The following is a 6,455-nucleotide window of genomic DNA, read 5'->3' on the forward strand; positions in this document are numbered from 1 at the left end:
TTTTAAACTATTACGCTCTATATCATAATTTGCATTTGCTAATAATTCTATATTTGGATAATTAAGCCTAGCATCTTTGATAGTTATACTTTTATTATCGGCAGTAATTGCCGTAGTTAGCTCATAGTCATTTTGTAAGTCAGCCGGCATACCTAAAGTTTTAGTATTACCTTTAATATTTGCGTTACCCATAAAAGAATTATTTTCGCTATCAAATTTTCCTTCGATTTTAATTTTTTCACCGGCAAGATTAATATTGGCACTTAACGGAATTACTTTCCCAATTTCTTCAATATTTCCGTCTATATTAATCTGTTGCTGCAAAGCTTTTAAAGCTAAAGTAAAATCTATCGGTCCTTTAAGGCTTTTAATTTTAGTATCTAAGTTAATATCGTTAAATATTTTCTCACTATTTTTTTCTATATAGATTACTTTGCCGTCTATAATTTTAAAATGACTAATCAAAATAGGAAGTTCTAATCCAGTCTTATTGTTAGGTTCTACAGAATCAGTATTATTTGTTTGAGATTTAGTATTATTAGATGTAACAAATTGCCAATTTTTTTGTCCGTTATTCAAAACTTCTAAATTTATAGTTGGTTTTTGCAGTTCTATAGAAGCTACTTCAATTACTCCTCTAAAAAGAGGGAAAAGCCGTAATGACGCTTTAGCATTTTCAACGGAAACTAGATGAGGTTCTTTTGTGCCGTCTATTGATGATAATTTAATTTCTGATAGTGATATTGCAGGATTTGGTAATAAAGATAATTTTATATCGCCGTTAATAGTTAAATCTCTATTTGTAGCCTCTTTGACTTTATCTATTATTACTCCTTTATAATTATTTAAAGGAATAAAGAAAGGAATAACAATTAATAGCAATATTATGCTTATGAATATAATAAGCGAATATTTTAAAGCTTTAGGCATAGAGTTTAACCTTCTATTTGTATATATATTATTGATTATAGTATTTAAGACTTCATTGTCAACTTAAGGAAAATGTCACCCCGTGGCTTGACCACGGGGTCCAGTTAAAAACGCTAAAACAACGTATATAATAAGTTATTTTCTGGATACCGTGGTCAAGCCACGGTATGACAGAGGTGAATAAAAATCGTGGGGTACTATAGAGAAATTGAAAACTATGGTAAATTGTTCAAATTTCTCTTTGATAATTTAAAATCACATAATCTTTAGTTATAACAGGAAAAAATTCTTTATTGAAAGGTAATAATTCAGTTTTTTGATCTGAAAATTCTATTTCAATTATGTCACCTGCACCAAAGTTAAGAATATTTTTAATTTTACCTATCTCTTTATGATTTTGGTCTAATACCGGTAAATGATTTAAATCAGCTATATAAAATTCATCTTCTTCTAGTTCCTCTAAATTTGCTCTTAAGCAAAATAGTTTATAACCTTTTAAATTCTCAGTTTCATTTCGAGTAGCTATATCATTAAAGGTACAAATTAATTCTCCTTTGGGATTTTTGCTAATTAGCTTAATATGTACATCTTCTCCAGACTCATTTACTAAATTTCTTTCAAGTATTTTTGTAGCAGGTTCGGTAAAAGATTTTAAAATTATATGACCTTTAATTCCGTGACATGATTTTATTACACCGACTAAAATTAAATTTTCTAAAGAATTCATTAATTTGCCTTTAAATTTTGATAGTTATATATAATAATATATCTAAAAGGTTATCTGTAAACTTATTTTAAAGCTAATTAAAATAAATTTATGATAACCTCTATAGTCAAAGCAGTTGGATTTAATTACAAGGTGCGAGGAGCAAAGCCTATAACTAATAGGAGAGCGACGAGTAACGATGTAAGTGAGTTCAAATCATTTGGCTATAAAAGAAAAATTCTTTAACAGATTTCTAAACATGATAAAAAAAATAGCTGCCGGCATTATAATTTGTTTTTCATTATTATTATTTACAATTTTTGGTGCGGTATCTTTTGTTAATTATAATTCTATGACTAATAATTTTACTAGTCATTTGGGTATCCAGAAAGAGAATGTCGGAAAAATAAAGATGAATAAATTTCCTTTACCTTATTTAATTATTGAGACGATAAGGGAAGAAGGAAAGTTAGATTTAGAGCAGATTAAGATTCATTTTTCGTTGTGGTCGCTTATAAAATTTAATCCTAAAATTAATAAAATAGACATATTAGATGCTAAATTTTATTCAAATTCTAATGTATTAAATATTTATAATCATGAAGAGTTAATAAAGAATTTCTTTAAATATAAATTACAAAATATAAATCTAAATGTTACTAATCTAAGTATTATTAATAAACAAGACTATTCTATTTTAAATTTTAATAATTGTATTTTAAAAAAAGAAAATGCTTTATCATCTAATTACATATTTAAAACTACTAGTAACTATATAGGTAAAATTTCAGGCTCAATTAATAAACGTGATGATACAGTAGATTTTAGTCTTAATATTGATAATAATGATTATGGTTTTAAATTATCGCAAATTTACAAAGATTTTAAGCTTACTAGCGGTAGCGGTGAATATCAGATTAAAAATTTAGCATCGGTAATATATAGTATATTGCCAGACTTAAGCCACTTTTTGAATAAATTAAATCAAAGTGAGTCTATAAATATTAAATTTAATATCTTAAATACCGAAGATGAAATAGAGTTAAAAGACATAGTAATAGCCTCGTCTTTTATTGCCGGTAACGGATTTGTTAACATTGCTAAAAATGATAATATTACTACTAATGTGAAACTAGATTTTCCTAAAATAGATCTAAGTTCGTTAATTTCTTCAAATGCAGGGGTAACATTTAGTACTTCTCCTTCAAATATTAGATTTATTTTTGCCGATAAATTACTTAAAGCAGACGTGACAATTAACGAAATAATTTTAAGTAATAATGAGGCACTAGAAAAAATAGCCTTTTCTTCTAACTTATCAAAGGGTACTTTGAAGATAAATGAATTTTCAGGTAATATTAAGTCAGGTGGAGAGTTTAAGCTTACAGGTAGCGTAACGCAAAATTCCGTCAGAAGTATGTTTGATGGACAGGTATATTTAAAGCACAATGATATAAATTCGTTACTGAATATTTTAGGATTTAACGATGTTATTATTAAAGAAGCTACTCCTTTTACGTTATCATCAGATTTAAAACTCACTTTAATAGATTTATTTTTTAAAAATTTATTTCTTAAAACGGATAATTTAAATTTATCAGGAAATTTTTCTAGTAAATTTATTGCTCAAACGCCTCGTCTAGATGCTACGCTTAATATATCTTCGCTTGACTTAAGCAGTCAAACTTATCCGATAATTTCACCGCTTATTGAGTTTACAAAAAACTTAACTAAAGATATGAAAACTCTAGATTACCCAAGTAAATTTATTCCTATTAGAACAATAGAATATTTAGCTAATTTAGATATTTTGATAGATAGCGTTAAGTATAACGATCATATATTTGACAAAATGAATTTGCTTGCTAAAATTGTACCGGCTAATATCAAAATTAGTAATTTAGATTTTAAAACTGCGGGCTGCTATTTATCAACTAGCTGGAACTTGGATGCGTCGAGTGTATTACCGTCTTTAACTGTAGAAATTAAGGACGGTAATCTTACTACTAATTTATTATCACCGGCAGGGATGCTTAATTTAAGAAATAAATTAGTAAATGATTATAGTTTAGATAAAGCTACCTTACAAGTTTCCGGTAAATTGTCAACATTATCACAAAATGATTTGATATTAAAAAATGTTAAATTTTATGTAGCAAATAATAATAATCTATTGCAGTTTAATAATATTGAAGCAGAATTATTAGGCGGTAAGTTTCAAGGTAGCGGCAATATTTTATTGGAACCTTATTCTATAAATCTCGTATATGCTTTAAATACAATAGATTTAGACAAAGTTTCGGCTCTTATGCCTAAAATATTTACTGCAAGTAGCGGGGAAGTAAGTATAAGCGGTAGTTTAGGGGCTAACGGTAATAGCCTTCAAAGCCAGCTATATAACCTTACTACAAAATCACAATTTGCTATAAACAATATAGATATTAATAATTTTGCAATTGATTCTTTTATAGAAAAAATTAATACAGCTGATTATAAGATACAAAATTTAGATAAAGACATAAATAGTGCTGTAACCACAGGACAAGAGAATATTAGAGGCATAAGTGGTGATATTGAATTACAAAAAGGTATTGCCCTGTTAAAGAAAGTAAAATTTGCAACACAATATAGTAGCGGTGCGGCTTCTTTTGCAATTAATATATATAATTTTGATATGGATGCGTCTAGTATTTTATCATTTTATGTGCCGGCAAGACTTGTTAAGTTAAATACATCGAATACGAGTTCCGATAAAGATGTTTTGGGACATCTGAATATAAAAATGCAAGGGAGTATTTTTGCTCCTAAGAAAACTTTTGATAGTAGCGAGCTAAAAAAATTACTTATACCACAAACAACTGAAGATAAAACTACTTCAGATAACCATTAAAAAATAAAAATAAATGACTAATACAAAAATTTTAGAAGAAAATATTAGCTTTGAAGAAGCTTTAAGAGAGCTTGAGGAAATTGTAAAAAAGATAGATAGCGGGCAAGAGAACCTAGAGACGGCAGTTAATAGCTTTGAAAGAGGTATTTTACTTAAGAATCATTGTGAGAAAAAACTAAAAGAAGCTCGGTTAAAAATTGAAAAAATTACTAAACTTGCTGATTCTGCGGTAGTCTTAGAAGAGACGGAAGTGTAGATAAGTTGTACATGTCATTCCTGCGGGGCATTGTTGTGTGGATTGATTCCATCCCCGTCATCCCGCGAGCTTGTAGCGGGATCCAGTTAAAAATACTAAAGTTATTAGTATTTTTTATTGTTTTTTGGATACCGTGGTCAAGCCACGGTATGACACCGAATGCGTTTTTCAATCCACATGCCCCGCGGGAATGACATAACATAAAAATTATAATGCCTATGTTTAATCATATAATTGACTTTATCTATACTGTTCCTAATATTGTTTTATTCATCATAATAAATATTGTTTTGATGAGTTTTTGTGCTGGATGTTTATATTTAACAAAATACGTTATTCCTAATAATTTTCAAAAAGAAGAGCTTGGCAGTCTTGGTGGATTTTTATCGGGTGTAGTCGGTAGTATGTATGCAGTATCTACCGGTTTTATATTAATTTATTTACTCGGTAATTTTAATAAAGCACAAGAAGGAGTGGCAGCAGAATCTATAGTGTTGATGAGGCTTGCAGATAGTGTAGGTTGGCTTCCCCATGAAATGAGGCCTGCAATTTATCTAGATATTAAAAATTATACCAAAGATGTAATGCAGCGTGAATGGCAATTAATGAAAGACGGCAAGAAAATCGGTCATGAAGCTCTTAGTTTCCTCCAAGATATTAATAAGCAACTACAAGCTTATAAAGCAAGCGAGCAAATGCAGCTATTTACCAAGCAGGAAATCATTGAGGAGATAAAAGAGCTTTATACCGTAAGGTATAACAGGATTAAAATGTCCTATTTTTCTTTAAATATTCAATATTGGGTAGTTGTATGCATAATGACTGCTATTAATTTAATTTTTGTCTGTATGCTTGGCACCAAGCTTTATTTACATAAGATTTCGGTTGGTTTAGTTTGTATCACTTCATCATCAATGCTCTTTTTACTATTCATACTCGATAAGCCTTTTCGAGGTCCTTTCGCCGTTAATCAATATGATCTTATTAAGGCTATACATTATATTGAGAGATTAAATTAGTGCTATCTGTAACGACATAACGCCATAGTTTATCCGTGCCTTTAGTAATACCGATACGGGTAGTAGTAGAGTAGGGTAGCGTTAAGCCGATATCGCCGATAAAAAATTCATTGTTATTTATAAGATCGCATTTGTTATGAGAAATATTAATTCCTAAATATTTACATAATTTACCCGGACCGTTTATACTCGATGAACCCCCAAAATTGGCTACGTCGTCTTTGTAAGTCCTCGGATGCTGAACGTTTATTATACGCTCCGCTCCTCGGCTTACAGACTCCTTGCTCTTTTCCAAGTTGAACTTCGTGTCCCAACCTTTCATTTCACAAAGGTGTACGCCTCTTATTAAAGTTGCAGCAGGAAAGCCTTCAGCTTCAGTTACGAAGTTTAAACAATAATACATTCCGTAAATTAAATAGACATAGCTAAATCCTGCTGGACCAAACATTACATCTGTTCTTTTAGTTCGACCTCGTGCTGCATGGCAAGCAGGATCGTCCTGCCCTATATATAGTAAATCATATAGTATTAGGTGCAATAATAAGATAATATACAAGGAAAAATGTCAACAAGTCCATATAGTGAAGATTTAAGGAAGAAAGTAATAAATTACCTAAAGAAAGGAAGGAGCCAAAAGGAAGCATCAGAAGTTTT

The 6,455-nt window shown here is 29.7% G+C and carries 7 protein-coding genes and 1 pseudogene; 4 read left to right on the plus strand and 4 right to left on the minus strand.

Translation table 11 applies throughout. The features are described from left to right. Positions 1 to 930: AsmA family protein (locus AC1Z7D_RS05435; RefSeq protein WP_482602656.1), on the minus strand; the 930-nt coding region annotated here is incomplete at its 3' end. Between the two features lie 229 nt (positions 931 to 1,159). Continuing rightward, positions 1,160 to 1,657, minus strand: a complete 498-nt coding sequence (gene rimM / locus AC1Z7D_RS05440) for a ribosome maturation factor RimM (protein ID WP_482602658.1) — start codon at positions 1,655 to 1,657, stop codon at positions 1,160 to 1,162. 90 nt (positions 1,658 to 1,747) lie between these two features. Here rimM and AC1Z7D_RS05445 point away from each other — a divergent pair, with 90 nt between their 5' ends. From AC1Z7D_RS05445 to AC1Z7D_RS05455, 3 genes are read left to right on the plus strand one after another with little or no spacing between them, the layout of a single operon-like run. Continuing rightward, the gene (locus tag AC1Z7D_RS05445) at positions 1,748 to 1,882 is read left to right on the plus strand and encodes a palindromic element RPE2 domain-containing protein (RefSeq protein WP_482602660.1); all 135 of its coding nucleotides are present in this window, start codon (positions 1,748 to 1,750) and stop codon (positions 1,880 to 1,882) included. A gap of 13 nt (positions 1,883 to 1,895) precedes the next feature. Further along, positions 1,896 to 4,526, plus strand: a complete 2,631-nt coding sequence (locus tag AC1Z7D_RS05450) for an exodeoxyribonuclease 7 small subunit (protein WP_482602662.1) — start codon at positions 1,896 to 1,898, stop codon at positions 4,524 to 4,526. A gap of 13 nt (positions 4,527 to 4,539) precedes the next feature. After that, a complete protein-coding gene (locus tag AC1Z7D_RS05455; RefSeq protein WP_482602664.1) occupies positions 4,540 to 4,782 on the plus strand; it encodes an exodeoxyribonuclease VII small subunit in 243 nt (80 codons plus the stop codon). A 22-nt stretch (positions 4,783 to 4,804) separates the two neighbouring features. Here the strand turns inward: AC1Z7D_RS05455 and AC1Z7D_RS05460 are convergent. Then, positions 4,805 to 4,984: pseudogene (locus AC1Z7D_RS05460) on the minus strand (hypothetical protein); the annotation flags it as partial. 91 nt (positions 4,985 to 5,075) lie between these two features. Here AC1Z7D_RS05460 and AC1Z7D_RS05465 point away from each other — a divergent pair. Continuing rightward, a complete protein-coding gene (locus AC1Z7D_RS05465; RefSeq protein WP_482602668.1) occupies positions 5,076 to 5,801 on the plus strand; it encodes a bestrophin-like domain in 726 nt (241 codons plus the stop codon). On the opposite strand, the gene AC1Z7D_RS05470 is transcribed toward AC1Z7D_RS05465, so the two are convergent. Beyond that, positions 5,773 to 6,357, minus strand: coding sequence for a DNA-3-methyladenine glycosylase (locus AC1Z7D_RS05470; RefSeq protein WP_482602666.1), 585 nt, complete (start codon positions 6,355 to 6,357; stop codon positions 5,773 to 5,775). The genes AC1Z7D_RS05465 and AC1Z7D_RS05470 overlap by 29 nt on opposite strands. Between the last annotated feature and the right edge of the window lie 98 nt (positions 6,358 to 6,455).

This window comes from Rickettsia sp. (assembly GCF_965035265.1).